This window comes from Intrasporangium sp. (genome assembly GCF_040414665.1).
In the GTDB taxonomy this organism is placed as follows: domain Bacteria; phylum Actinomycetota; class Actinomycetes; order Actinomycetales; family Dermatophilaceae; genus Intrasporangium.
Genome location: NZ_JBEDUL010000144.1, coordinates 35718 through 59792, shown reverse-complemented (window position 1 = coordinate 59792; position 24075 = coordinate 35718). Strand labels below are relative to the sequence as shown.

Here is a 24075-nt window from a genome sequence, read left to right as displayed (position 1 = left end):
GCTCAAGCCCGGCCGGGAGCTCCATGCCAACGTCGAGTTCTACGCCGGGGTCGTCATGAAGGTGGCAGGGCTCGAGCCGGCCATGTTCACCCCCACCTTCTGCGTCGCCCGGATGGTCGGCTGGACGGCGAACATCCTCGAGCAGGCCCAGGACACGAAGATCATCCGCCCGACGGCCCGCTACACCGGACCCAGCCTTGGCCGCCACGTAGAGCGCGAGCGAGCCCAGCGGCCTACGGCATGGGTGTCGTATGCCGCTGGGCGGGGTCTCACTCGCCGGCGCGCAACCCCTCGCGCCAGGAGAGCTTGCCACGGGTCTGCATGAGCGAGCGGCGGTAGATGCGTGCGCCGACGAGCATGACTCCGTATGCGAAGGCCGCCATGATGGCGAGGGCGAGAACCGGTTCCCACCACGCTGCCTCGCCGGCCAGGATCCGCGCCGGCATCGAGATGACCGATGCGATGGGCACGTACGACGCCACCGTGGCCGCAGTGCCCGACAGCCCGAAGCTGGCGAAGTAGATGGCCATGAGGACCATCGTCATCGGGGCCGTCGTGGACTGCAGGTCCTCATTCCGCGACGCGAGCGCGCCGGCGACGGCGTAGAGACAGGCGAGGGCGATGAAGCCGACGACGAAGAACGCGACGAACCAGATCACCGCCGAGGTCAGGCCAGGCAGCAGCGTCGAGATGTCCGTGAACGACACGGCGACGAGCCCCACCGCGCTGTAGAGCGCGACCTGGCCGAAGGCGAGCACCGAGTTGCCGATGACCTTCCCGGCCAGCAGGTGCCGCAGCGGGATCGCGGTCGCGATGATCTCGACGAGGCGGGACTGCTTCTCCTCCACGACACTTCCGGCGATCTGCAGGCCGAATACCATTGCGGCGAGGTAGAAGAGCAGGGCGAAGGCGAACGTCGCGCCCTGGATGGCTCCGGTGTTGTCCGGCTTGCCGTCCAGCCGGTCGACGGTGACCTCGCTCCCGGCCGTGAGCTGCTCCACCGTGGTGCCGGCCTGCGCCGCCCGGGCGTCGAGAACGGCGCTGCGCACTGCGTCCTGGACGGCCGTGGTGACCGCGAGGTCGGTCTCGCCGGCGCTGGTGAGGACCCACGAGCCGTTCCGCTCGTGGAGCCACGACTCGGCCGTGCCGTCACGCAGTGCGGCCTCTGCAGCCTCGGCATCGGGCACGGGAACGGCGGTGATCGAGAGGGTGTCGCTCGACGCCCGCGCGGTCTGGTGGGCCGCCTCCACGAGGTCGGTGGCCGTGGTGCCGGTCACCGCGACGGGGTGCTCGCTCTCCCGGTTGCCGAGGTAGGCCTGGAGCCCGAACAGTGCGGCGATGAGGACGACCGTGATGATCGTCGAGATGATGAACGTCCGGTCGCGCAGGCGCACGATGATCTCGCGGGACGCGACGATGGTCCACGGAGCCCCGGCGCCGACGTCGGGTGCAGGGGTGGTCGTCGGGCTGCCGGTCTCGGCCGTGGCTGGCTGTCGGTCGATCTGGGTCGTGCTCACTGGGTCACCTCACGGTAGATCTGGGCCAGGGTCGGGCGTTCCGGCGAGAACTGGTGGACATCGCCCCGGGTCAAGGCCTCGGCGAGGAGTCCGTGCGCGGCCGCGGGGTCGATGAGCTCCAGCAGCGCTGACGGCCCGTCGAGGTCGATGACCTGCACTCCGCGCACGTCGCGCACCCAGCCGGCGTCTCCGCCGAGGACGAGCCGATGGCGCAGGACGGACTGGGAACGCAGGTCGTCGGGGGTGCCCGTGGCGAGGACTTTGCCGCGTCCGAGGACGACGAGTCGCTCGCAGAGGCGCTCGACGAGGTCAAGCTGGTGGGAGGAGAAGAGGACCGGGACGCCCCGGGCCGTGTGCTCGCGCAGGAGGTCGGCCATGCTGTCGACTGCCGCCGGGTCGAGACCGCTGAACGGCTCGTCGAGGACGAGCGCCTGCGGGCCCCCCATGAGCGCGGCGACGATCTGCACTCGCTGCTGGTTGCCCAGGGAGAGCTTCTCGACGTGCTCCTTGGTCCGCTCGGCCAGCCCGAGCCGCTCGAGGTGCGAGAGGACCGTCGCCCGGGCCGCGCTGCCCGAGAGACCACGCAGCCGGCCGAGGTAGACGAGCTGGTCGAGGACCGGCTGCTTGGGGTAGAGGCCGCGCTCCTCCGGCATGTAGCCGAAGCGGCGGCGGTCGAGCTGCGTGACGGGTCGGCCACGCCAGAGGACCTCGCCCGACGTCGGGGCCAGGACTCCCATGAGCATCCGCATCGTCGTCGTCTTGCCCGCGCCGTTGCCACCGACGAAGCCGGTGAGCAGGCCGCCGGGGACGGTGAAGGAGACGTCGTCGACGGCTACCAGGTCGCCGAACCTCCGGGTGAGCTGTCGCAGCTCCAGGTCGCCACCGGTCTGGTTGTCGTGCAACGGGTTCATGTCCGAAACGCTAGGGCGACCGGCCTCGGTCCGGATCAGCCGCGTGGGGGAGATCCGGGCTCCGCCTCCAGGGGGAGCGCGGCGATGGGCGTGTGGGGGCGGGCCGAGGCGTCGGCGTCAGGCGGAGCCCGGTCTGATCAAGCCGGCTTCGTAGGCCGCCACGACGGCTTGGACACGGTCGCGCAGGTGCAGCTTGGACAGCACGTTGGAGACGTGCGTCTTGACCGTCGCCTCCCCGACGAAGAGGGTGTCAGCGATCTCCGCGTTGGACCTGCCTCGCCCGACGAGGTGGAGCACCTCGAGCTCGCGTGGCGTGAGCAACGCCAGCCGGCGGTCGGCACTCGCGGGTGCGCGCCCGCCCCGCTCTGGGCGCACGGCGCTCGTCAGTTGCTCGATGACGCGTCGCGTCACCTCGGGAGCGAGGAGGGCGTTCCCCTCGGCCACGGTGCGCACGGCGTCGACGAGCTGGTCGGGGTCGGAGTTCTTCAGCAGGAAGCCGCTTGCCCCGGCCTCGAGGCCGGCGAAGACGTAGTCGTCCTGGTCGAAAGTGGTGAGGATGAGCACGCTGGCGAGGTCCGCCCCGACGATCTCGCGGGTCGCCTCGATCCCGTCCATCCCCGGCATCTGCACGTCCATGAGCACGACGTCAGGGGCAAGGTGCTCGGAGAGGCGGACGGCCTCCCGCCCGTCACCGGCCTGTCCGACGACCTCGATGTCCTCCTCCGTCGAGAGGATGAGGACGAAGCCGGAGCGGACGAGCTGCTGGTCGTCCGCGAGGAGGACGCGGATCATCGCTGCATCCGCGTCATCGCGCTCGCACCGGTGGAGAGCGGCATTCGCACGCGGACGCGGTAGCCGCCGGTGACCCGCGGGCCGATCTCGCTCACCCCGCCGTGCGCGGCCAGACGCTCGCGGATCCCCAGCAGGCCCAGGCCACTGCCGGACGTGCCGGTGCGAGGGCGGCCATTGTCGACGACCTCGACCTCGGCGAACCCTGAGGCGAAGCCGGCCGCGGGGCGGTGGTCGACACGCACGACCACTGTGGTCGTCGTCGCGGTCGAGTGCCGTCGCACGTTGGCCAGGGCCTCCTGGGCGGTGCGGTAGAGCGAGAGGCCGACGGGCCCCGGTACCTCTGCCAGCGATCCGGGCACGTCCTCGACAACGTCGTAGGTGACGCGCAGCCCGGCGGTGGAGGCCGACTCGACGAGCTGACCGAGGTCGGCCAGCCGCGGCTCCGGGGCACGACTCGTGCACGAGTCGTCATCGGACGTGTCGCGCAGGGCGCCGAGCAGGCCCCGCATCTGGGTGATTCCTTCGCGCGACGAGGTCTCGATCGACCGCAGCGCGTTCTCAGCGGCGGCGGGGTCGCGGGTCAGCACCCGGCGAGCAGCCGCGGCCTGGATGCCGATGACCGAGACGTGGTGCGCGACGACGTCGTGCAGCTCACGGGCGATCCGCAGCCGCTCGGCCACCACGGCCTGCTGCTGGAGCTCCGCCGACTGCCGCGCGATCGTCGCTGCCTGTTCCGCGAGCTGGTCCCGTGAGCGGGCGGCGCGCCAGGCCGCCTGGCCGCCGATCACGGCACCGCCAAAGAAGAAGATGTTGACGACGACCGCATAGACGGCGTAGGCCATCACCGGCGAGAACAGGCCTTGGCGCGGCAGGGGTTTGCCGTCGCGGGACAGGAGCGACTCGAGCCCGCTGCTCACCGCCAGCTGCCAGACGAGCCAGGCCGACATGACGAGCAGGACGCCACCGCAGACCAGGAGCATGGCGTGACGGTCGCGGGCCCAGGCGACCCCGGTGAAGATGGCGAAGAAGTAGGCGACCTGCATGGGCATGGACGCCATCACCGCGGGAACGGTGAGCCCGACGACGAGCATGTGGAGCGACAGGTACGCCGCGACGACGAGCGGGAACTTGCGCCGGAGCGCCAGCGGCAGCGTGCCAACGGCGGTCAGCAGGTGGAACAGCCACACTGGTTGCGAGCCCATGGAGTCCAGGCTGCGCAGCAGCTCGACGGCCAGCGAGGCGAGGAGGGTGAAGACGAGCGCGACGATGAGGTCGACCCGCTGGATTCGCTTGGGGTCGTCCGGGATCCGCACCCAGTCGGAGTCGACGTCGAACCACGTCTCCACCCAGCTGACGACGGCGCGCCAGCGGGACGGCCCAAGCGCGGTCTCACCCATGCCGTCACCCTAGCCACCGACCGCGAGCATTCACCGCGAGCATTGAACCGCGAGCATTGACCGGGCTTCCCATCGTGCCGACGATGGGACCTCGAGCCGACGACGAGGTCGGCGCCGACCGAGAGGCAGGACCATGGCTGCACACACCTACGGCATCAGCGAGATCGTCGGCACCTCCGAGACGTCACTGGACGACGCGATCGCCGGCGCCATCGCGCGGGCGAACAAGACGATGCGCGGCTTGGACTGGTTCGAGGTCGCGGGGATTCGAGGGCATCTCGAGGACGGCGCGATCGCGCACTACCAGGTGACGGTCAAGGTGGGCTTCCGCATCGAGGACTGAGCCGGATCCCGTCGGGCCCGGTGGCACCGAGCCAGCGGGTCAGGGGTGGAGGTGCTCACCGCGACCCGACACCCGCCCCCGCGGCGCGGTCGATGAGCGCGAGGAATCCACCAAGCTCGAGCAGGCCGGGCACCGTGTGCGGGAGGTAGTGCGTGATCTGCGGCGAGTAGACCACCACGGCACGCCACTTCGCCCTGGAGATCGCGACGTTGAGCCGGTTGCGGTTGAGCAGGAAGCCCATGCCACGGGCCGCCTCCTTCGGCGAGGAGGCAGCCAGCGACACGATGGTGACCGGGGCCTGCTGGCCCTGGAACTTGTCGACCGTTCCGACGCGGACCTCCGACCTGCCGCGAGCCGCGAGGGTCTGGCGGATGAGGGCGACCTGGGCGTTGTACGGCGCGACGACGAGGACATCGCGCTCCCCCAGTGGGCGGGTGACATCGTCCTCGGTCCATGGCGTCCCGATGAGTGAGTCGACCTGGTCGGCGACCACCCCGGCTTCCTCGAGGGAGGAGGTCCGGTTGCCACCGTGGGTCACCTCGATGCAGGCGATGCCGGGGTCGACGCCGGCAAGGGCGCGTGGCGGCGCACTCGAGGCGAGGCGGCCCTCATACGAGAGGTTGGAGACCGGGGCGCATACCTCGTCGCACATGCGGTGCGAGGTGGCCAGGAAGTAGCCGAACTCCTCGGGCAGGGTCTGGTGCTGGCCCATGAGCCAGCCGAGCGCCGACTCGTTGACCGGCTCCGGGTGCTGACCTTGAGAGACCTGGGGGAGCTGCTGTGGGTCGCCGAGCAGGAGCAGATTGCGTCCTGCCGTGCTCACGGCGATGGTGTTGGCGAGCGAGAACTGGCCCGCCTCGTCGACCACGACGAGGTCGAAGGCGTCCGCGAGGGTCTCCGCCGAGAAGGTCCACGCCGTGCCGCCGAGGACGCAGCCGCGTCCCTCGGCCCGATGGCCGGCCACCCATCGGGCGCGGTCCGGCCCGGTGTCGCGGACCTCGACCCAGGGCCGGCGATGCGACTTCCGCTTGCTCTTGCCCACGAGCCGCGGGTCGAGGCCATGGTCGACGATGCCGTCGAGGAGGTGCTCGACGACGGCGTGGGACTGCGCGACGACCGCAATGCGCCAGTCGTGCTGGTCGACCAGGTCGCGGATGACCTGCGCGGCGGTCCAGGACTTGCCGCTCCCCGGCGGTCCCTGGATGGCGAGGTAGGAGCGGTCGAGGCACAGTGCAGCGCGTGTGACGACCGCGACGGCGTCCCCACCGGCCGGAAGCGGCGGGAGCGCGTGCCCACCCACGAGGCGGGGCGGGTGGCAGGTGAGCAGGTCCCACGCGCCGTCCACCGGGTCGTCCTCGCCTGCCAGCGCCGAGTCTGCGTAGCGGTGGAGCGCCTGCTCGACCGTCCTCGTCGGGACCGACGTCGGAGTCAGCGCGACGGGAAGGTCGTCGCAGTCCTCGCTCGGCCGGCAGGTCTCCTCAACCTCGAGGACCTCGGGGTTGTCTGGATCCGGCAGGGTGATCCTGAGCTCCCTGGTCTGCCACGCGTACTGGTCGTGCTCCTGCATTCCCGGCGGCGTCGGGAGGGCGTAGGCGGCGTAGCACGTCGGGGCCGACGAGCTGCCCGGGCCCCACGTGCCCGTGAGCCGGAACCTCCGTCGCGGGTTCGTCTGGCGCCCCGTCGTCGCCCAGCCGCTGATCACCTCAGCGTGCTCCACGACGAACACGTCGCGGTCCTCGCCCCACTCGGTGAGGTCCCGGTTGAGCCGGCTGAAGTGGTCCCACCAGAAGGGCAGGTCCTCGCGCCGGTGGTAGCCGACTGCAGCGGAGAGCAGCCGCCAGGCGTGGGCGGAAGCCGAGCCCGGGGTGGCCTCGGCTCGTGCGGAGAGCTCGCCGGTCAGGCGGGCCCTATCCATCGCAATCGGGGAGTCGGGCTGCTCGACGCCGTCGTCCTCCGGCCCGACGGCTGCTCCCAGCGGCACCTCGGCGGCATCGAGCAGCCAGTCGCGCAGCCGCTGCGTCGACAGGCAGTCGTAGGCGTTGTACTCCTGCAGCTCCTTGAGTCGGGTGGCCGCCGACTCCTCATCACCCAGCTCGCGATCAAGCCGGAAGAGGTGGTACTCCGCGATCGAGACGTCACCCTTCTGCACGTCGCCCTCGCGCAGGTCGTCGCCCATGTACAGCGGCTCGAGCTTCTTGATGGAGTACGACGGCTGGGAGACGACGACCGCGCGCCGCACCACGGAGTAGAGGTCGACGAAGACCTTGCTGCGCAGCAGGTCGTCGAGCTCCGCCTCGCGCATCCCGTAGCGGCCGGCCAGCCGTTTGAGCGCGGTCGTCTCATAGGGCGCGTAGTGGTAGATGTGCAGGTCGGGCCACTTCGCGCGCCGCTCGGCCACGATGCGCATGAACTCCGCGAACGCCGCTCGCTCCTGGACGTAGTCGTGGGCCCAGAGCGGCACGAACTCGCCTCGGCCCTCAAGGCCATCCGCGAGACGGAGACCCCAGAGGTACTCGAGCCCGGCGACGGCTGGGTCGTCCTCGCTGTAGAGGGGGTCGCCCTCGAAGTCGAAGAAGATGTCCCCCGGGGACGGCGCGGGCAGCGTGACCGGCGGCTCCCCGACGGACCGCGCCACCTTCGCGAAGCCGACGCTGCCGGACTCGAGCTGGCCGACCTGTGCGACGGCCTGCGTGCGCAGGGTCGCAAAGGTCGACGCGCTGAGGTCGGCCGGACAATCTGGGGCGGCAGCGAGCTCGTGCATCGACCGGATCCCGGCCTCGCGCAGCTTGCGCCGCTGGTCCCGACGCAGTCCTGCCACGAGGAGCAGATCATCATACTGGGCGATGGCGTCCAGGCACTCCGGGCAGTAGCCGCAGATGGTGTGCGAGTCGTCGCCCCAGTCGAGCGGGCGGTCGGTCGCGACGCGTTCGGCGATGATGTCGCGCAGCCGCTCCCGCTGTGCCCGGAAGACCGGGAGCACGTCATGCAGCGGCACCGCCTCACGCCGTCCGTCCCCGAGCAGGAGCGCGCCGTGGGGCGCGACCGGCAGTCCCGTCCGGGCCAGCTGGTCGGCGTAGGACGCGACCTGCAGCATCGCCTTCGGCTTGGCACTCCGTGCGAGCTTGGCATCAGCGACGACCCAGCCCAGGACAGAGGGCTCGACGAAGTCGGCGTATCCGAAGAACTCCCCGTCGAAGAAGCCCGGCTGGTAGACGACACCGCCCTCCGAGAACCTGCCGATGCTCAACCCGTGCAGGTCCCGCAGCCGCTCCTCGGTGTGGGCGCCGGTGAGCCGATCGACCTGCGCCACCGCGCCCTCGGCCACATAGCGACGCAGCAGGCGCTGCTCGTGCTCGTCACCGAGGGTGGCGATGCGCTCCTGCAGCGGGTCGTCAGGCTCGGCCACGGGCTGGATCCGCCCGAGCTTCACGTCGAGTCGCCGTGCGACGCGGTATTCGCACTCCGTTGATGCAGCGAGGTCGGACGCCGACCACACCACCCGCTCGCCCAGCAGGAACACGGCAACCCTCCCGATCGACCCATCTTGTCCTGAGCCATTGATAGCACCGGGTACCGACGCTCCAGTCGAGGCTCGGGGCACAGCCCGGACCGAGCCCGCGCAGCAGGGGCAGCGTCAGCGGGAGTACCTGCCCTCGAGGGTGCCCGAGGCAACAGCGAACCCACGGATGGCCGCCAGCGCCCGCTCGAGCGGCGCGCCGTCGGGGATGCCCGTCGCCCGCGAGAGGGCATGCACGGTGAAGCGGTACCGATGCGTCCCGTTCGGCGGGCACGGCGGGTACCAGCCCGTGCGACCACCCGAGTTCACTGCCTGCTTGGTCCCGGCCGGCAGTCGCCCATCCGTCAGCTCCCGCATGTCGGCGGGCAGGTCGAGCACCACCCAGTGGGTGAACGTGCCGCTCGGAGCGTCGGGGTCGTCGACGACGAGGGCCAGCGCGCCGGCGTCGTCCGGCACGTCGCTCCACGCGAGCGGCGGGACCCGGCCACCGCCATCGCACGTGTACTCGCGCGGGATCGTCTCGCCTTCGGCAAACACGCTGCTCGTCACGGTGATCGACGTCGGCACGGTCACGGGAACCTCCTGGTCGCCTGGGGGCGCGCCGCAACCGGTCGCGATCGCGGCCAGCGCCACGACCACCAGCATCCGCCTCCGGCCGACCACCGGTCCAGCCTCCCACCTAAGGTCGTGAGCATGGGTGTGATCTCCTCGACGATCGACGTCCCGACGGCACGCGACCGGCTGCGCCGGCTGAGGGCCCTCACCCAGGCCGCGGGGGTGTCGGCCGTCGTCGTCTCGCCAGGCTCAGACCTGCGTTACCTCGTCGGGATCGGTGGCGCGTCCTACGAGCGCCTCACCGCCCTTGTCGTGCCGGCGGATCCAGCGCTGCCACCCCACTTCGTCATACCGAGGCTCGAGTACGCCGGCCTCGGCCACATCCACTTCGGAGACCTGGGTATCGAGGTCCGTCCCTGGGTCGACGGCGAGAACGCCCATGTACTCGCCCTGGCCGGCCTGCCGCCCGGACCACTCGCATTCTCTGACACCACCACGGCCCTTCACCTGTTCCAGCTGCGCGACGCCGGAGCTGTCGACCAGCTCCCGGCGTGGCCGATTGTCCGCGAGCTCCGGATGCGCAAGACGCCGGCCGAGATCGCCGAGCTGAGGGCCGCCGGGGCAGCCATCGATCGGGTCCACGCGCGGGTGGGCGAGTGGCTCCGTCCTGGCCGGACCGAGCGTCAGGTCGCCGGTGACATCGCCGCCGCGATTGTCGAGGAGGGCCATGCCGCAGCGGATTTCGTCATCGTCGGCTCGGGTCCCAACGGGTCGAGCCCGCACCATGCCGTATCGGACCGGGTCATCGAGCGCGGAGACGTCGTGGTGGTGGACATCGGTGGCCCGCTTCCCTCGGGGTACTGCTCGGACAGCACGAGGACGTATGCCGCTGGGCCGGCTTCCCAGCCCGACGTGCCCTCCGCGTACGCCGCCTTGCTCGCCTCCCAGCAGGCCGCTCTCGGGGCGGTGCGCCCCGGGGCGACCTGCCAGGACATTGACCGCGCCGCTCGCCAGGTGCTCGTCGAGGCGGGGCTGGGTGAGCACTTCATCCACCGCACCGGGCACGGCATCGGACTCGATGTGCACGAGGAGCCCTACATCGTCGAGGGCAACGACCTGCCGATCGAGCCCGGGATGACCTTCAGCATCGAGCCGTGCATCGTCTTTCCGGGCCGGTGGGGAGCCCGCATCGAGGACATCGTCGTCGTGACCGACACCGGCGCCGAGCGCCTCAACCGCCGCCCGAGGGACCTGGTCGTCCTCTGACTCCCCGTCGAGTGTGCAGGTCGCGCCGCCCCCGGACCGTCGAGTGTGCAGTTCGCGCCGCCCCCGCACCGTCGAGTGTGCAGTTCGCGCCGCGCCGCGACTGACCCGAACTGCACACTCGACGACGTGCGCGGCACGAGCGCGCGCGAGCTCGGGCTGGGAGCGAGGCCAGCGGCATACGACATAGGGGTGCCCGGCGATCACCTCCGGCAACTGACCGGCGGCGCAGGTGTTGGCGCAATCTGTCCGTCTGGAGCGCCGAATACTCAACCGTGGTGCAGTTGTCGGAGCACCCGGGCCGGCGGGAACCGCAGCCTCGACGGGCGTCGTGAGCGCCTCACGGCGCTTGGTCCGTGCTGCCCGGCGTTGGTCCGGCGTCTCCGGTTGTGCCAACGGGGCCGGTCGTGGCGAGCGCGGCCTCGAGCTCGCCGGCGATCTCGTCGAGTGCACTCGCCAGGGTCTCGTCGCTGCCCGACGAGGCCACCTCACCAAGGCGCGTGCGCGCATCGCGCAGCGCGTCGCGCAGGATGCGTGACCGGTCAAGGGTCACGTCATCGGGAGCCGACGCGATGAGGGTCGTGAGCTGGTCCTCGGCTGCAGCGATCCTGGCGGACGACACCTCGAGCCCTCCGGCCACCAGCTGGCTCGAGCCGGTCTGGCGGAGACGAGGTATGAGCTCATGTGCGAGCCAAGCGACTTCGGCTCTCGCCTTGGCAAAGTCAGCCAGCCACTGTTCCATCCGGCGCCGGCGGATCAGCACGGGAACGGCGATGGCGAGGGCGATGACGATCGCCGCCAGCAGCCACCAGACCCACGCCGGAACCCCTTGGGACTCGGCGGCCGTGCTTTCTGCGGCGACCGTCGTGCTCGGGACGGAGGGTTGGGTGAGGGCGGTCGTTTCCGATGTTGTGGGTGCCGACGACGCCGGGCTCGTCTTCTCGGTCGGTGTGGGAGTCGGTTCGGTGGGCGTGGCGGTCGGCTCTGCCGGACTCGAGGTCTCTGTCGGACCTGTGGGTGTGACCGCCGGCGGAGTGGTGGTCGTCGGTGGCGGCGACGTGGGCTTGGCGGTCTCTGACTCGGTCCTCGTGGGCACCGTCCGGGTCGGGGTCGTCACTGTCGGGCCTGTCACCGTCGGCTCGGTCAGGGTGGGCAGTGCGGCGGTCGGCGACGCGGTGGCCGTTCGGGTCGGGCTCAGGGTCGGCAGGTTCACCCCGCCGCCCCCGCCACACGCGGTGAGCAGGATGGCACCCCCGAGGGTCAGAGCGGCGAGTCTCGCCGGCAACTCCAGCTTCATCAGGCGATCCCTCCCTGGCGCGCGCCATGACCCACGGCCGGCTCCAGCATGATGTGGAGACCTGAAACCTCATGGTGCCCTGTCCGGCCTCGTCGTGACCGGTTTTCCTCGAGGACGCGCCGGAGGGGGCCGGCGCGAAGTGCACACTCGACGGATAGGGAACCGGCGCGAAGTGCACACTCGACGGGAAGGGGACCGGCGCGAAGTGCACACTCGACGGGAAGGGGGAGACCGAGCTCAGGAGTCGAACCCGACGCCGAGCCGGTCGAGTGCCTTGAGCCACAGGCCGCGTCGCCCGGTGCGGTCCTCCGCGGCGAGTGCCGCCCGGGTCGCACGCACGGCCGCATAGCGAATCGGCTCCGGCGGGAAGGGAATCGGCTTCTCCCGGACCATGCGCAGCCGGGTGGCCTCGGTTTCACGACCGTCGACCAGGTCGAGCGCCACTCGAGCCCCGAACCGCGTGGAGCCGACACCGAGCCCCGTGTAGCCGATCGCGTAGGCGAGCCGACCACCCAGCGCGGTCCCGAACACCGGCGTGAACCGTGATGTCGTGTCGATCACCCCGGCCCACCGATGGGTGAAGCGCACGCCCTCGAGCTGCGGGAAGATCTCGAAGAAGTGCCGGGCCAGCAGCCGGTGCGACCCCTGCTCCTGCTCCAGCGCCGGGTCGATGCGGCCGGGGAAGTGGTAGTTCGCGTCATACCCGCCGAACAGCACGCGGTCGTCGAGCGTCCTTCGGTAGTAGTGGAACTGGTTACCCGCATCGGTGAGTCCCTCGCGGCCCTCCCAGCCGACCGACCCGAGCTGTGCGGGGCTGAGCGGCTCGGTCATGAGCACGTGGTCGTAGACGGGCAGCACCCAGGCTCGGAACCGGCGAAGCACCCCTGGCGCAGCGCCGGTCCCCACGACGACCCGGCCGGCCCGCAGGCTGCCCCACTCGGTGGACACCCGGACACCGGCACCGTCGACGTCGAAGCCGGTGACCCGCGTGTCCTCGTGCAGCCGCACGCCGAGCCCCTCCGCGGCCTCAGCCAGTCCCCACACGAGACGGGCAGGGTCGACCAGCCCGACCTCGGGGTCGAGGAACCCGGCCCGGTAGAGCGGCGAGTCGACCCGGGAGCGAGCGCCCGCAGCATCGAGCAGCTCGACCGCCTTGCCGTGCTCGCGATGGAGGTCGTAGGCCTCCCGGACCGCACTCACCTGGTGCTCGGACAAGGCGAGGGTCAGTTCGCCCGGAAGGTGGAAGTCGGCATCGATGCGGTGCTCCACCAGCGTCGCCTGCCAGCCGGCGAAGCTCTCGGCGGCCAAGCGCTCGAGGGTCGCGATCTCGTCCGGCCACTGTGCGACACCCTGCGCCAGCCCGTGCGTGAGCGAAGGGGAAACGAAGCCGCCGTTCCGACCACTCGCGCCCACCCCCAGCCGACCGGCCTCGAGCAGCACCACGTCGCGCGACGGGTCGTCCTCCTTCGCCTGGATCGCGGCCCAGAGGCCGGTGAAGCCGCCACCGACGACGACGAGGTCGGCGCGGCCGGCATGGCCCGTCAGTGCGGAGCGGGGTGTCGGGCGAAGCTCGGGGCGATCCGTCCAGAAGACGTCCGGCCGGGCATCGGCGAGGCTGGTGGCGGGGGCAGGGGAGAAAGCCATGGTGCACCGGATTCGACCATGGTTGGGTGTCGCTGTGAAGGGCACTTCGATCCAGAGCGAACTGCTGCGCGTCTTCCACGAGACCTGCCGTCTCGTGTTGCCCCCGCCCATGGAGGGCTACCGCGTCGAGTGGGACGGCCCGATCCGGCGCGAGTACGGCATCGACCCCACCAAGCACGCCACCGTGGACTGCCCCGTCGGGCTGGGAGCCGACCCAGCGGCATACGGCTCACTCATCGCGCGACAGCGCGACTTCTTTCGAGCCCGCGGCCAGGAGCTCGAGTGGAAGACCTACGACTACGACGAGCCGCGGGACCTTGGCGCTCGCCTCATCGCCGCCGGCTTCGTCAAGGAGGACGACGAGGCGCTCATCCTCGGCGAGGCCCTCCCGCTCGCCGAGCAGGACCTCAGCCTCCCCGACCGCCTCGTCATCCGGGCAGTGGACCGCAAGGACGACTTCGACCGCATCCGCGACCTCTACCGGCGGGTCTGGGGTGACGACCCCGCCTGGATCAGCGGCACCCTCTACGAGCGCTGGGAGGCCGAGCCCGGGTCGATCGACGTCGTCGTCATCGAGGAGTCCCGCGACGGGCCGGTGCTGTGCTCCGCGCGCTCGGAGTACGACGCGAGTCCCTTCACCGGGCTCTGGGGCGGGTCGACCGACCCCGACTGGCGTGGGCGGGGCCTCTACCGGGCCACGCTGCTGCATCGGGCCCGCCTCGGCCTCGCCCGGGGCAAGGACTACGTCCGGGTTGACGCATCCCCGGACTCCGAGCCGATCCTGCGCCGCCTCGGCCTCCACCGGGTCGCCACGACGACCCCCTACGTCCTCACGCCGTGAGGACGCCCGCCGTCGACCCGGTGGAGCCCGAGCCCACCACCCCTGGACCCATCAGTAGACGCTCACCCCGTACGCGTTCGCGGCCTCGCGGACCGGCTGGAAGAACGTCGTCCCTCCCGTCCTGCAGTCGCCGCTGCCGCCGGACGTGAGCCCCAGGGCCTTCGTGCCGTCATAGAGCGGGCCACCCGAGTCGCCGGGCTCGGCGCAGACGTTGGTCTTGATCAGCCCCGAGACCGTGCCACCGCCCTGGTAGCGGACCGTGGCGTTGAGCCCGGTGACCGTCCCGGAGTGGACGCCTGTCGTCGAGCCGTCACGGGTCACACGCTCGCCGACGAACGCGTCGCCGACGGAGTACCCGCCGGGGTGCGACAGCGACAGGTTGCTGTAGCGCACGAGTGCGTAGTCGTTCCCGGGGAAGCTGTATCCCGTCGTCGGGCCGATGAGGGTCGTCCGGCTGGAGCTGGTGTACCAGTTCTTCTCGCTCTTCCCGCAGTGGCCGGCGGTGAGGAAGTAGTAGGTGCCGCCCTTGACGACGTTGAAGCCCAGTGAGCACCGATACCTCGTGCCGTAGATCGCGTCGCCGGCCGAGACGAGGGGACGCAGCACCCCGGGCGTGCGCTCGAACCTGATCGCACCGGCGTCGGCGCCGGCCGCGCGTTTGATGGTGGCGACGTCGCCCGGCGACACCGTGCTGTCGGTGGTCACGACGACGCGCCTCGCGGCAGAGTCGACCTGCCAGCTGATGCCATCGACGCCTGACCTGTCGACCGCGTTGCTCAGGGCGGTGAGCCGGTCCGCGGTCGGGCCGGCGGTCGCGGCCGGAGCCGCGGCAGGAACCGACAGGGCCAGGGCGCCGGCGGCGCCGAGCGCGATGGCGAGCAGCCGGCCCGCTCGTCGTGCGGGACGCTGGGGCTGGTTCGATCCAGTGCTCACGGGTCCTCCTCGAGTGGTCATTCAGTGCTGCAGCGGGGCGGGACCGCGGCCTCCTTTACCACTGTGACCCCGGTCGCGGCCGGCCGCATCCCGAAACTGGGCAGCCACCCCAGGGACCCCGCGCCGACGTCAGGTGAGCACCCATCCCAGCCCAGCGGCATACGTGGCAGGATCAAAGGACGGGCCGCCCAAGGTGCCCCCTCAACCCTCATGCGCAGGAGAAGCAATGCCCATCGCCACCCCTGAGGTGTACGCCGACATGCTCGACCGCGCGAAGGCCGGGTCCTTCGCGTACCCCGCCATCAACGTGTCGTCCTCCCAGACCCTCAACGCCGCCCTCAAGGGCTTCGCCGACGCCGGGTCGGACGGCATCATCCAGGTCTCCACAGGCGGTGCGGAGTACCTCTCCGGCCCCAGCGTGAAGAACATGGTCAGCGGCTCGCTCGCCTTCGCGGCCTATGCAGAGCAGGTGGCGAAGAACTACCCCGTCAACATCGCCCTCCACACCGACCACTGCCCCAAGGACAAGCTCGACGGCTTCGTGCGCCCACTGCTCGCCGCGTCGACCGAGCGGGTCAAGGCCGGTGGCACCCCGTGGTTCCAGAGCCACATGTGGGACGGCTCGGCGGTGCCGCGCGACGAGAACCTCGAGATCGCCCGTGAGCTGCTGGCCCTCGCCAAGGCCGCCAACGTCGTCCTCGAGATCGAGGTCGGCGTCGTCGGCGGCGAGGAGGACGGTGTCGTGGGCGCCATCGACGAGAAGCTGTACTCCACTCCCGAGGACGCCATCGCGACGATCAAGGCGCTCGGCGCCGGCGAGAACGGCCGCTACCTGACGGCCCTGACCTTCGGCAACGTCCACGGCGTCTACAAGCCGGGCAACGTCAAGCTGCGCCCCGAGATCCTCAAGCAGGCGCAGGAGGCCGCCGCCAAGGAGCTCGGGCTGTCCGCCGACGCCCGCCCCTTCGACCTGGTCTTCCACGGCGGCTCCGGCTCGCTGCCCGAGGAGATCTCCGCGGCCGTGGACTACGGCGTCATCAAGATGAACGTCGACACCGACACCCAGTACGCCTACACCCGTCCCGTCGCCAACTGGATGCTGTCCAACTACGCCGGTGTCCTCAAGGTCGACGGCGACGTCGGCAACAAGAAGCAGTACGACCCCCGCGCGTGGGGCAAGGAGGCCGAGGCCGGCATGGCCGCCCGCGTCGTCGATGCGTGTGAGGCGCTCCGTTCCGCGGGCCAGCACGCATGAGTGACAAGCGTTTTGGCCGTATGCCGCTGAGCTGGGAGATCTCGTGAGCTCGGACAACCTGTTGGGAGTTCCCGAGACGCGGTTGCCCGAGGACCCTGCGACGGCGCGGCTTGCGGCGGGGGAGGACCCCGCCGCTGTGGCGGCGGCCATTCCGACGTCGTCGGCCGCGTGGGCGACGCTCGCCGAGCAGGCCCTCGCTGCCGGCGGCCGGGACGTCGAGGCCTATGCGTACGCGCGGACCGGGTACCACCGGGCTCTCGACCACCTGCGCAAGTCGGGCTGGCGTGGGCAGGGGCCGGTCCCGTGGTCGCACGAGCCGAACCGGGGCTTCCTCCGCTCGCTCGCCGTGCTGTCCCGGGCGGCCCGCGCGATCGGCGAGTCCGACGAGGAGACCCGGTGCGCGCAGTTCCTCCGGGACTCATCGGCCGAAGGAGCCCGCGAGCTCGGTCTGTAGCCGGTTCGTGTTTGGTGGGACGCCATAGACAATTCGCTATACTGCACAGATGGCGACACCGTCCAATGCCGCTGATCTGGTGCGTGCTGCCCGCGCACGGGCGGGGCTGTCTCAAGCGGTGCTCGGCGAGCGTGCCGGCGTCGCTCAGAGCGTCGTGAGTGCCTATGAGTCCGGCGCTCGAGAGCCTTCGCTGGCCATGCTGCGCAAACTCGTCTCGGCCGCCGGCATGGAGCTGGACATCTCAGTCCGCAGGCCACGCAAGCGTCGATTCCCCGGCCCGGTCGGCCGGAAGGTCGACGCCAACAGAGAAGCGCTGCTCGAGATCCTGGAGCGGCATCGGGTGGGCGATCCGCGTGTGTTCGGCAGCGTGGCCCGAGGGGACGACCGCGTTGACAGCGACCTCGACCTCCTGGTTGACCTGCCGGGCGGTGTTGGTCTCTTGTCGCTTGGAAGCATCGAGGCGGAGCTGGAGGGCGTCCTCGGCTCACGGGTCGACCTGATCCCTGCACGAGACCTGAAACAGCGTGTGCGAGAGACGATCGAGAGCGAGCTGGTTCCGCTGTGAGCCGTTACGACCGTGATCGTCTGAATGACATCGTGATGGCGCTCACTGCCATCGACGCACATCTGACGCGAGGGCCGATGGAGGACGACCTCGTCTTCGATGCCGTGCGGGTTCGTCTCATCGAGATCGGTGAAGCGGTGAAGTCGATTGACGGGGCTCTGCTGAATACAGAGCCCAACATTCAATGGTCGGAGATCGCAAAGCTGCGTGACAAGCTGACGCATCACTACTTCGACCTGTCCCGAGACCTTCTCCGCGAGACCGTCGAGAGCGAGCTCCGGCCGCTGCGCGACGCGGTGGAGCGACTCTCGAAACGCGCTCGGGCTTAGGGTCGGAGCGTCGTCCAGCGAGAGGAACCTGTCATGCCCAAGCCGCCGCTGCCCGCCCCTGTCGAGGAGCTGCTGGCCCAGCCGAACCACGCGACGATCAGCTCGCTGCGGCCAGACGGGCAACCCGTCTCGGTGCCGACCTGGTACCTCTATGAGAACGGCCGGATCCTCGTCAACATGGATGGTGGCCGCAAGCGGATCGAGTACCTGCGCCACGACCCGCGGGTCAGCCTCAGCGCGATGGATCCGCAGGACTGGGTCACCCACGTCAGCGTCCAGGGCCGCGTCGTCGAGTGGGTCGATGACGACGACCTCGTCGACATCGATCGGATCGCCCGGCACTACACGGGTCAGCCGTACGGGGTCCGCAACCGCCAGCGCGTCAGTGCCTGGATCGAGATCGACCGGTGGCACGCCTGGGGTCGCCTGAAGAACGTTCGCTGAACTCTTCCGGCCCGACCCTCCCTCCGCCACGCCCACAATCCCACAGAAACGGGTGACCGTTTCTCTTTACTTCTGCCTGTATGTGTGTTCTCCTTGACGGAAGGACGGCGTCGTCAGCGCCGCACGAGGACCAAGGAGTCCGATGTACGCAGCAGAGCGGCAGCAGCGGATCATCGCCGAGGCGCGACGCGCGGGCCGGGTGGAGGTGACGGCCCTGGCGGACAGCCTTGGTGTCGCGACCGAGACGATCCGCCGGGACCTGACGGCCCTCGAGCGGCGCGGTTCGCTGCGCCGGGTGCACGGAGGCGCGATCCCCGTCGAGCGCCTCGAGGTCGAGCCGTCGCTCGCCACGCGGTCCGGTCGTCTCACGGACGTCAAGCGCCGCATCGCCGCTCGTGCACTAGACCAGCTGCCTTCGGGCGGCAGCGTCATCCTCGACTCGGGGACGACGACCGGAGCGGTGGCCGAGCTGCTCCCGCCGGACCTGGACCTCACCGTCCTGACGAACAGCCTCTCGACCGCATCTGTGCTCACGACCCACCCGGGCGTGTCGCTGTACGTCCTCGGGGGACGAGTGAGAGGTCAGACCGGTGCTGCCGTCGGGGACTGGGCGGTCCGAGCCCTCACGGACGTCGTCGTCGACGTCGCGTTCATCGGCACGAACGGGTTCTCGGTCTCCCGTGGCCTGACGACCCCAGACCAGTCCGAGGCGCTCGTCAAGCGGGCCATGGTGGCCTCGGCCCGCACGGTGATCGTCCTGTCCGACTCGAGCAAGGCCGGCGACGCACACCTGCACCGGTTCGCGGAGCTCGCCGACATCGACATCCTCATCACCGACGCCGACCTCGACGACGACGTGACCGCCGAGATCCGCGCGGCCGGCCCGGACGTGGTGACAGCATGATCACGACTCTGACCCCCAACCCGAGCATCGACCGAGCGGTCTTCGTCGATGCCCTCAGCCGCGGCGAGGTGCACCGTGCCGCGGGAAGCCGCGTCGACCCGGGGGGCAAGGGCGTCAACGTCTCGCGCGCACTCGCCGCCCAGGGAGCCGCCACCACCGCGGTCCTGCCCATCGGCGGGCCGGAGGGACACCTGCTCGAGGAACTGCTCGACCAGGCCGGTGTCGACCACGTGGGCGTCCCCGTCGCGGGCACGGTCCGGATGAACATCAGCGTCCTCGAGGCGGACGGCACCACGACGAAGCTCAACGAGCCCGGCCCGGACCTCACCACGGCCGAGGTCGACTCCCTGCTGGCCGCGACGCTCGAGCGCTCGGCCGGCGCCGACTGGGTCGTCGGCTGCGGCAGCCTCTCCCCCGGAGCCCCGGGGGACCTCTATGCCGCGCTCGTGGACGGAGTCCGCGCGCGTGGCGGGCGCGTGGCAGTCGACTCCTCTGGCGCGCCCATGGCTGCCGCGGTGGCGGCACGGCCGCACCTCATCAAGCCGAACCACGAGGAGCTCGCCGAGCTCGTCGGGCACTCGCTGCCGACCCTCGACGACGTCCACCGGGCGGCCAAGGACCTCATTGCGGCCGGAATCGAGGTCGTCGCGGTCAGTCTCGGTGCGGACGGCGCGCTCCTTGTGACGGATGCCGAGGTCATCCATGCCCGGGCCACGATCCAGGCCCCGCTGTCCACCGTGGGCGCCGGCGACTGCATGCTCGCCGGTCTGCTCCACGGCCTGTCGAGCGGCCGCACCACCGCGGAGGCCCTGTCCATGGGAGTCCTCTGGGGCGCAGCGGCCGTCACCCTGCCCGGGAGCCGCGTGCCGGCCCCTGCGGACCTTCTGGACATCCCCGTGGAGCTCAGCCACACCCCCGACCTGACCCGATCCCTGGCTCACTGAAGTGCCGAAAGGAACCACCATGTCCCTCATCACCGCAGAGCAGGTCGTCCTCGACCTCACCGGTGCCGACCGCCACGCGGCGACCAGGACCCTCGCAGAGCGTCTCGTCGCCACGGGGCGCTGCACCGACCTCAACACCTTCCTGGCCGACGTTCGCAAGCGCGAGGAGACGATGGCGACCGGCCTGCCCGGCGGCATCGGCATCCCCCACGCCCGCAGCGCGGCGATCACGGAGCCGTCCCTCGTGTTCGGCCGCGCCACCGACGGGATCGACTGGGGCGCCAAGGACGGCCCGGCCACCCTCGTCTTCCTCATCGCCGCGCCGGAAGGCGGCGGCGAGGCCCACATGCAGATGCTGCCGAAGCTCGCCCGAGCGCTGATGAAGAAGGACTTCAAGGCGGCGCTGGCCGCAGCAACGACCGAGGAAGAGGTCGTGCGCATCGTCAGCGACGAGGTCCAGCTCGACGCGCCGCGTGCCACTCAACCACCCGCAAAGCAGGAGTATGCCGCTGAGCCGGGTGAGCGGCATACGGAACCGTCTGCTCCTGCCGCCGTCTCGACGGCCACCGCCACGGCCACGGCCACCCGACGCAGCCTGCGTCTCATCGGTGTCACGTCGTGCCCGACGGGAATCGCCCACACCTACATGGCCGCTGAGGGCCTCGAGAACGCCGCCAAGGCGGCCGGGCACACCATGATCGTGGAGACCCAGGGCTCGGCCGGCTCGAAGCCGATCCCCGCCGCGGACATCGCAGCGGCCGACGCCGTCATCTTCGCCCACGACCTGCCCGTCAAGGACATTGGCCGCTTCGCGGGCAAGCCAACCGTCGACGTCGGCGTCAAGAAGGGCATCTCCGACGGCCCGGCGCTGGTCGCGCGGGCGGAGCAGCTGGTGGCCGAGTGGGAGGCCGACCCGAGCAAGGCAGAGGCGCACGCTGCAGCCGCTGCCGGCCCATCCAGCGGTCTCACCTCGAAGGTCGAGGAGGGCGCGGGCACTGCGACCAAGGTCCGCCAGTGGCTGATGACGGGCGTCTCCTACATGATCCCGTTCGTCGCCGCGGGCGGCATCCTCATCGCCCTGTCGTTCATGCTCGCCCAGGTCGCGCTCGGCCAGCAGGGCGCGATCGAGATCGTCAAGTACGGGCTGACGGCCGAGGGCCAGTACAACATCACGCAGAACTTCAACCCGCTCAGCCTCACGTCCTGGGCCGCGCTCCTCTTCGTCATCGGGGGCGCGTCATTCGGCTTCCTCGTGCCGATCCTGTCCGGGTTCATCGCCTTCGCGATCGCCGATCGTCCGGGTCTCGTCCCGGGCATCGTCGGCGGGTCGGTGGCGGCCACGATGGGCGCCGGCTTCCTCGGTGGTCTGGTGACGGGCCTGGTCGGTGGGCTCGTCGCCCGGTGGGTGTCCGGCTGGAACGTCGCCAAGGGCGTGCGCGGCGTCATGCCGGTCGTCGTCATCCCGCTCGTGTCCGCATTCATCACGGTGGGGCTGTTCATCACCGTCCTGGGTCGGCCGATCAAGGCGCTCACGGACGGGCTCAACAGCTGGCTCACCGGAATGTCCGGGGCGAGCGCGATCATCCTGGGCCTCATCCTCGGCGCGATGATGGGCTTCGACCTCGGCGGCCCGGTGAACAAGGTCGCCTACGCCTTCGCCACCGGTGGTCTGGCCGCTGCCGGGACGGTGACCGACGCGCCGCAGCTGAAGATCATGGCCGCCGTGATGGCCGCTGGCATGGTGGCCCCGCTCGCTATGGCCCTCGCCACCACCGTCCGCCCGAACCTCTTCTCGGAGCCGGAGCGCGAGAACGGCAAGGCGGCCTGGTTGCTCGGCTTCTCGTTCATCTCCGAAGGGGCGATCCCGTTCGCCGCCGCCGACCCGGTCCGCATCATCGCCAGCTCGGTCGTGGGCTCCGCCGTCACCGGCGCTCTCGTCATGTTGTTCGGAGCGACGCTGCGCGCGCCGCACGGCGGCATCTGGGTGGTGCCCCTCATCGGCAACTTCCTGCTCTTCCTCGTCGCCCTGGCCGCAGGAGTCCTCGTCATGACCGCGATCGTCGTGATGCTCAAGTCCCGCGACCGCAACCTCGAGGCCGTCGATGCAAGCGCGACCGTCTGACCCACTCCCGACCTTTCCCGCCCCGAACACAAGGAGCACTTCCATGGCCATGCGCACCGTCACCATCGCCTCGTCTGTCGGCCTGCACGCCCGTCCCGCGGCCCTCTTCGTCGAGGCGGCCAGCAACACCGGCCTCGACGTCGAGATCGCCCGCCCTGGAGAGGACCCGGTCGACGCCACCAGCATCCTCGGCGTCATGGCCTTGGGCGCCACGTTCGGCGAGGAAGTCGTCCTCACCGCCGACGGCGACGGCGCCGACGCAGCCCTCGACTCCCTGGTCGCGCTGCTGTCCCGCGACCTCGACGCGGAGTAGCCGACATGTCTGCGCCCGAGACCAGGCACGGCATCGGCGTCAGCCCCGGAACGGCTCACGGACCCGTGGTGCAGGTTGCGCCACCCGTCCGGCCTCCCGCGGACGAGCCGGCACCCCTCGACGCGGAGGCCGCCCTGGCCGATGTGAAGGCGGCCTTCGAGACGGTCGCGCAGTCACTGGAGGCCAGGGCCGCCACGGCCGAGGACGCGGGCCAGCAGATCCTCAAGGCGACGGCGCTCATCGCCCGCGACAAGGGGCTGGCCAAGGCCGCGGCCAGGCTGATCCATGCGGGTCGCGGTCCGGCTCACGCCATCGCCGGAGCCGTCGAGGAGTATGCCGCGCAGTTCGAGGCGCTCGGCGGGCTCTTCGCCGAGCGAGTGACCGACCTGCGCGACGTCGGGTCCAGGGCCATCGCAGCGGTCCTCGGAGTCCCGGCGCCGGGCGTCCCGCACATCAGCGTGCCGAGCGTCGTCGTCGCCGAGGATCTCGCCCCGGCTGAGACCGCAACGCTCGACCGGGCATTCGTCGTCGGCCTCATCACCGAGGCCGGCGGCCGGACGAGCCACACGGCGATCCTTGCCGCCCAGATGGGGATCCCGGCCGTGGTCCAGCTGCCGGGCGCGACGGACCTCCCGGCCGGAGTCCACGTGGCGCTCGACGGCGACGCGGGCGAGGTGACGATCAACCCGGACCCTGCGCTCGTCGAGGCCCAGCGGGTCAGGGGCGAGCGACGCAAGGAGGCGCTCGCGACCCACTCGGGCCCGGGGGTGACGCGCGACGGCCAGCAGGTCGCGCTGCTCGCCAACATCGGCGGGGTGGAGGACGCGGTTGCGGCCGGGGCCCTCGACCTCCAAGGGGTCGGTTTGTTCCGGACCGAGTTCGTCTTCCTCTCTGCGTCGAAGGCGCCCACGGTCACCGAGCAGGCGGACATCTACCGCCAGGTCTTCGCGCCCTTCGGAGAGCGCCGGGTCGTCGTGCGAACGCTCGACGCCGGTGCCGACAAGCCCCTCGCCTTCGCCGACCTCGGGCCTGAGGAGAACCCTGCGCTCGGTCGCCGCGGTCTGCGCCTGACGGCCGAGCGTCCGGAGCTGCTCGACGCGCAGCTCGAGGCCCTGGCCATCGCCGCACGTGAGACCCGCGCCGACGTCCGAGTCATGGCACCCATGGTGGCCACCGCCGAAGAGGCGGCGTGGTTCGCCCGGCGCGTCCGCGAGAATGGCCTGCCCATGGCGGGTGTCATGATCGAGGTGCCCGGCGCCGCGCTGCGTGCCCGTGACGTGCTCGCGGAGGTGGACTTCGGCAGCCTCGGCACGAACGACCTCGCGCAGTACACCATGGCGGCGGACCGGATGCAGGGGGCGCTGTCCGACCTGCTCGATCCATGGCAGCCGGCCGTCCTCGATGTCATCGCCGCCGCCTGCGAGGGTGCCGACCGGGTCGGTCGGCCGATCGGGGTGTGCGGGGAGTCCGCGGGCGACCCGCTGCTCGCCCTGGTCCTCGTGGGGCTCGGTGCCTCCAGTCTCTCCATGGCGCCGAGCAAGGTCCCCGTCGTCCGGTTCGCCCTGTCCGCGCACTCGGTCGCCGACTGCCGGACGCTGGCCTCCGGGGCGCGGGAGGCCCGGACGGCCCACGCGGCTCTCGAGCACGTCCGTGAGCACGCGAACCGCGAGCTCACGGACCTGCTCTGACTCGGGCGGGCCAGCCCGTCGTTCGGCCGTCCTTGGGCTGGGGGCCG

General features: G+C 70.8%; 23 protein-coding genes. 14 read left to right on the top strand and 9 right to left on the bottom strand.

What is annotated here, in order from left to right; genetic code table 11:
• Positions 1 to 325 (top strand): citrate/2-methylcitrate synthase (locus ABF401_RS15315; protein WP_353510434.1); only part of this gene is annotated, 325 nt, incomplete at its 5' end.
• Here the strand turns inward: ABF401_RS15315 and ABF401_RS15310 are convergent.
• The 4 genes from ABF401_RS15310 to ABF401_RS15295 form a co-directional block, all read right to left on the bottom strand.
• Positions 270 to 1517, bottom strand: coding sequence for an ABC transporter permease (locus ABF401_RS15310; RefSeq protein ID WP_353510433.1), 1248 nt, complete (start codon positions 1515 to 1517; stop codon positions 270 to 272). The genes ABF401_RS15315 and ABF401_RS15310 overlap by 56 nt on opposite strands.
• Positions 1514 to 2428 carry an ABC transporter ATP-binding protein gene (locus tag ABF401_RS15305; RefSeq protein ID WP_353510432.1) on the bottom strand — a complete coding sequence of 305 codons (915 nt, stop codon included), beginning with the start codon at positions 2426 to 2428 and terminating at the stop codon, positions 1514 to 1516. Before ABF401_RS15305 ends, ABF401_RS15310 begins: the two co-directional genes overlap by 4 nt.
• 117 nt (positions 2429 to 2545) lie before the next feature.
• Entirely contained in the window at positions 2546 to 3220 is a 675-nt protein-coding gene (locus ABF401_RS15300) for a response regulator (protein ID WP_353510431.1), read from the bottom strand.
• Complete coding sequence (locus ABF401_RS15295; protein WP_353510430.1) at positions 3217 to 4617, bottom strand: sensor histidine kinase; 1401 nt, start codon at positions 4615 to 4617, stop codon at positions 3217 to 3219. Before ABF401_RS15295 ends, ABF401_RS15300 begins: the two co-directional genes overlap by 4 nt.
• Positions 4618 to 4750: 133 nt before the next feature.
• Between ABF401_RS15295 and ABF401_RS15290 the strand changes: the two genes are divergently transcribed.
• Positions 4751 to 4960, top strand: a complete 210-nt coding sequence (locus ABF401_RS15290; protein ID WP_353510429.1) for a dodecin — start codon at positions 4751 to 4753, stop codon at positions 4958 to 4960.
• A 55-nt stretch (positions 4961 to 5015) separates the two neighbouring features.
• Here ABF401_RS15290 and ABF401_RS15285 read toward each other — a convergent pair whose 3' ends face one another.
• Positions 5016 to 8480, bottom strand: a complete 3465-nt coding sequence (locus tag ABF401_RS15285) for a TM0106 family RecB-like putative nuclease (protein WP_353510428.1) — start codon at positions 8478 to 8480, stop codon at positions 5016 to 5018.
• Positions 8481 to 8594: 114 nt separating this feature from the next.
• Positions 8595 to 9050 carry a YbhB/YbcL family Raf kinase inhibitor-like protein gene (locus ABF401_RS15280; protein WP_353510427.1) on the bottom strand — a complete coding sequence of 152 codons (456 nt, stop codon included), beginning with the start codon at positions 9048 to 9050 and terminating at the stop codon, positions 8595 to 8597.
• 120 nt (positions 9051 to 9170) lie between these two features.
• Here ABF401_RS15280 and ABF401_RS15275 point away from each other — a divergent pair, with 120 nt between their 5' ends.
• Positions 9171 to 10298: a M24 family metallopeptidase gene (locus ABF401_RS15275; protein WP_353510426.1), complete on the top strand. Its 1128-nt coding sequence runs from the start codon at positions 9171 to 9173 to the stop codon at positions 10296 to 10298.
• A gap of 337 nt (positions 10299 to 10635) precedes the next feature.
• On the opposite strand, the gene ABF401_RS15270 is transcribed toward ABF401_RS15275, so the two are convergent.
• Both ABF401_RS15270 and ABF401_RS15265 read right to left on the bottom strand, forming a co-directional pair.
• Complete coding sequence (locus tag ABF401_RS15270) at positions 10636 to 11592, bottom strand: hypothetical protein (protein WP_353510425.1); 957 nt, start codon at positions 11590 to 11592, stop codon at positions 10636 to 10638.
• A 237-nt stretch (positions 11593 to 11829) separates the two neighbouring features.
• Positions 11830 to 13236 carry an NAD(P)/FAD-dependent oxidoreductase gene (locus ABF401_RS15265; protein WP_353510424.1) on the bottom strand — a complete coding sequence of 469 codons (1407 nt, stop codon included), beginning with the start codon at positions 13234 to 13236 and terminating at the stop codon, positions 11830 to 11832.
• Positions 13237 to 13270: 34 nt separating this feature from the next.
• Here ABF401_RS15265 and ABF401_RS15260 point away from each other — a divergent pair, with 34 nt between their 5' ends.
• On the top strand, positions 13271 to 14077 hold the full coding sequence (locus ABF401_RS15260; RefSeq protein WP_353510423.1) for a GNAT family N-acetyltransferase: 807 nt from the start codon (positions 13271 to 13273) through the stop codon (positions 14075 to 14077).
• Positions 14078 to 14128: 51 nt separating this feature from the next.
• Here the strand turns inward: ABF401_RS15260 and ABF401_RS15255 are convergent, their stop codons facing one another.
• Positions 14129 to 15010 carry a S1 family peptidase gene (locus ABF401_RS15255; protein ID WP_353510422.1) on the bottom strand — a complete coding sequence of 294 codons (882 nt, stop codon included), beginning with the start codon at positions 15008 to 15010 and terminating at the stop codon, positions 14129 to 14131.
• Positions 15011 to 15236: 226 nt separating this feature from the next.
• On the opposite strand from ABF401_RS15255, the gene fbaA reads away from it, so the two are divergent.
• From fbaA to ptsP, 10 genes are all read left to right on the top strand, one after another.
• Positions 15237 to 16265 (top strand): class II fructose-bisphosphate aldolase, encoded by a 1029-nt coding sequence (gene fbaA, locus ABF401_RS15250; protein WP_353510421.1) that lies wholly within the window; start codon positions 15237 to 15239, stop codon positions 16263 to 16265.
• Between the two features lie 43 nt (positions 16266 to 16308).
• Entirely contained in the window at positions 16309 to 16719 is a 411-nt protein-coding gene (locus ABF401_RS15245; protein ID WP_353510420.1) for a DUF3151 domain-containing protein, read from the top strand.
• Positions 16720 to 16768: 49 nt separating this feature from the next.
• Positions 16769 to 17284 (top strand): helix-turn-helix domain-containing protein, encoded by a 516-nt coding sequence (locus ABF401_RS15240; protein ID WP_353510419.1) that lies wholly within the window; start codon positions 16769 to 16771, stop codon positions 17282 to 17284.
• Between the two features lie 35 nt (positions 17285 to 17319).
• A complete protein-coding gene (locus tag ABF401_RS15235; protein WP_353510418.1) occupies positions 17320 to 17613 on the top strand; it encodes a HepT-like ribonuclease domain-containing protein in 294 nt (97 codons plus the stop codon).
• A gap of 33 nt (positions 17614 to 17646) precedes the next feature.
• On the top strand, positions 17647 to 18057 hold the full coding sequence (locus tag ABF401_RS15230; protein WP_353510417.1) for a TIGR03618 family F420-dependent PPOX class oxidoreductase: 411 nt from the start codon (positions 17647 to 17649) through the stop codon (positions 18055 to 18057).
• A 142-nt stretch (positions 18058 to 18199) separates the two neighbouring features.
• Entirely contained in the window at positions 18200 to 18961 is a 762-nt protein-coding gene (locus ABF401_RS15225) for a DeoR/GlpR family DNA-binding transcription regulator (RefSeq protein WP_353510416.1), read from the top strand.
• Positions 18958 to 19905, top strand: coding sequence for a 1-phosphofructokinase (pfkB, locus tag ABF401_RS15220; RefSeq protein WP_353510415.1), 948 nt, complete (start codon positions 18958 to 18960; stop codon positions 19903 to 19905). Before ABF401_RS15225 ends, pfkB begins: the two co-directional genes overlap by 4 nt.
• A gap of 19 nt (positions 19906 to 19924) precedes the next feature.
• Complete coding sequence (locus ABF401_RS15215) at positions 19925 to 22027, top strand: PTS fructose transporter subunit IIABC (RefSeq protein ID WP_353510414.1); 2103 nt, start codon at positions 19925 to 19927, stop codon at positions 22025 to 22027.
• 43 nt (positions 22028 to 22070) lie between these two features.
• A complete protein-coding gene (locus ABF401_RS15210) occupies positions 22071 to 22340 on the top strand; it encodes an HPr family phosphocarrier protein (RefSeq protein ID WP_331929429.1) in 270 nt (89 codons plus the stop codon).
• A 5-nt stretch (positions 22341 to 22345) separates the two neighbouring features.
• Entirely contained in the window at positions 22346 to 24028 is a 1683-nt protein-coding gene (gene ptsP / locus ABF401_RS15205; RefSeq protein ID WP_353510413.1) for a phosphoenolpyruvate--protein phosphotransferase, read from the top strand.
• The last annotated feature ends 47 nt before the right edge of the window (positions 24029 to 24075 follow it).